Annotated in this window: 2 protein-coding genes and 1 pseudogene; all 3 read right to left on the reverse strand. The window is 66.5% G+C overall.

Annotated features, from left to right (window positions below; all coding sequences use genetic code 11):
* On the reverse strand, window positions 1-790 hold a 790-nt coding region (locus tag AAC083_RS08160), incomplete at its 3' end, for a beta-ketoacyl synthase N-terminal-like domain-containing protein (RefSeq protein ID WP_258224632.1).
* Window positions 787-1,344 (reverse strand): DUF3261 domain-containing protein, encoded by a 558-nt coding sequence (locus tag AAC083_RS08165; protein WP_042035725.1) that lies wholly within the window; start codon window positions 1,342-1,344, stop codon window positions 787-789. The genes AAC083_RS08165 and AAC083_RS08160, both read right to left, overlap by 4 nt.
* Window positions 1,341-1,844, reverse strand: a pseudogene (locus tag AAC083_RS08170) (MMPL family transporter); the annotation flags it as partial. The pseudogene AAC083_RS08170 and the gene AAC083_RS08165, both read right to left, overlap by 4 nt.

A 1,844-nucleotide genomic window follows, 5' to 3' on the forward strand; every position in this document is an offset into this window, starting at 1 on the left:
CCTCGGCCCCCACGCCATCCGGATGAGGGGCCGAGATATGCCAGGCATCGGACGACTCGCCCGCCCCCAGCAGCGCCAGCGGCGCAGGCGTGCGGCTCAGCAGAAACAGCGCGGCCCCCTCGCCTATGTTGATCCCCTGGCGGCCGTTGTCGAAGGGCTGGCAGAGGGTGCCACTGAGGGACTCCAGGCTGTCAAAACCGTTGATAGTCAGCCCGCACAGGCTGTCGGCGCCACCGACGATCACCGCATCCACCAGTCCGGCCGCCAGCATCCGCTGACCGCTGATGAAGGCGCGGGCGCTGGAAGAGCAGGCGGTGGAGAGGGTGTAGGCAGGCCCGGAGATGTCGAGATAACGGGCCAGAAATTCGGACGGAGAGCCCAGCTCCTGCTGGCGATAGTCAAAGGCCGGGGGAATTGCCTCCCCCCGCCGGGCGGCGGCGATCGCCAGCTCGGCCTCGCCTATCCCGGCTGTGCTGGTGCCGAGCACCAGGCCTACCCGCGCAGGGCCAAACTCCGCCAGCGCCTTGTCCAGGGCGGGGCGGATCTGCGCCAGCACCGCCAGCAGCAGGCGATTGTTGCGCGAGGCATAAGGGGCCAACGCCGCCGGTATTTCCGGCAGAGCGCCCTCGACCCGCCCCACCGGGGTCAGGCGACCATCCAGCAAGGTCTGGTTGTGGCGAGTGAGCGGCGTGCTCCCCTCTGCCTGCCAGGCCAGCAGGGCCTCGGCGCTGGCATCCCTGCCCTCCCCCAATGCCGAAATGAAGCCGTAGGCCGCGATATAACAACTCATTGGGACAGGGTCTCCAGCTGCAAACGGTAGTGAAATACATGCTGTTGCAGACTGACCGGCTCCCGTACGCCGCCCTTGTCCTGGTACCCGATCTCGGTGACCAGGGCGCCATCGGGAGAGCGCAGCCGGCGCGTCAGCCCTTCGTCCCGCAGCGTCCAGCCCGGCGGCAGCTGCGGCTGCCAGCTGGCCAGCGGCCAGTAGCAGAGCATGACATCCGCCAGCACCTGGGTCACGGGCGGCATGCCGGTGGCGAGCAGCGGGCTCAGCTGCTGAGTCGCTATGCCCTGCTGATCGTAACGCACCCGAAACAGCCGCACCCCGCTCGGGGTCAGGCCGACCAGGGTCAACTGGCTGCCATCGGCCTCCAGCACAGTCATCAGCTGATGGGAACTCTCACCCACGGTGGCCGTCAGCAACTGCTGGCGATAGAAGGGGGTGGCAAGCACAGGGGCTGGCAGCGCCATGACGCTGCCCTTGTCGAGATAGGTGGTGGGGGCAGGCGGGCTGCTGCAGCCCCCCAGCAAAAATATGAGTAATACAAACAGTGATCTCATTGCAATGTTGGCTCCCGACTATCCTGCCCTGGCAGCGGCAGTCGTACCCGGTCCAGCACCAGAGGCGACAAAAGGAAGGCAGTAAAGATACCGCCGCTCAACACCAGACCAAAGCCCGCTATGGCGGGGGTGTGACTCAGCGCCAGCAAGCCGAACGCCAGCTGGGTGGTGAGGTTTGCCAGCAGGATGGCGAGCAGGGTGGAACTCTGCCGCGCAAGTTCGTTGCCACAGTGGGCAAAGAAGAGACCGTAGTCGATGCCGATGCCGAAGATGAGGCTGAGCGCCAGCACACCAAACAGGGTGAGCGGCTGGCCGCAGGCGGCGAGCAGTGCCAGCCCCATGGCGAGAGCAATCAGGTTGACCAGCAGCACCCGGGACGCCCTGGCTGCCCCCATCCGCCGCCAGAGCAGCAGGGCCACCAGGCCGATGGCCAGCAGCAGCAGTTCGGCCAGCTTGATCCGGTAGTGGGCAAACAACTGACTCCACTCGCTGCGCTGATC

Origin of the sequence: Aeromonas sp. HMWF014 (assembly GCF_963878295.1) — a bacterium.
In the GTDB taxonomy this organism is placed as follows: Bacteria; Pseudomonadota; Gammaproteobacteria; order Enterobacterales; family Aeromonadaceae; genus Aeromonas; species Aeromonas popoffii.